Source organism: Polaribacter sp. 2405UD43-2 (assembly GCF_058147125.1).
Genome location: NZ_JBYVJX010000043.1, coordinates 1 through 265, shown reverse-complemented (window position 1 = coordinate 265; position 265 = coordinate 1). Strand labels below are relative to the sequence as shown.

The following is a 265-nucleotide window of genomic DNA, read 5'->3' as shown; positions in this document are numbered from 1 at the left end:
AACATTAGTTCCGTAATCAATCATTTGACTTGCGTGAAAAATACATTCACTACCTGTAAAACCTTGCACAATTATATTTGAATTTTTATTTACTAAAACACTCATTGGTTTAATTTTAACTATTGTTATGCAAAAATAGTTTATTGATTGTTTCTAAAAAAGTATTTTAAGAATTCTTTCTGTCTTTTAAAAAAAGTTTTATTTCTGCGAGTTCTTTTAATTTTTCTCTAGATTCTGAAATAGGAGTTCCAAAATATGACTTTCC

The 265-nt window shown here is 24.9% G+C and carries 2 pseudogenes; both read right to left on the bottom strand.

Annotated features, from left to right (window positions below):
• Positions 1 to 105 (bottom strand): annotated as a pseudogene (locus ACY2RX_RS14685) (succinate--CoA ligase subunit alpha); the annotation flags it as partial.
• 61 nt (positions 106 to 166) lie between these two features.
• Positions 167 to 265 (bottom strand): annotated as a pseudogene (locus tag ACY2RX_RS14680) (UDP-3-O-(3-hydroxymyristoyl)glucosamine N-acyltransferase); the annotation flags it as partial.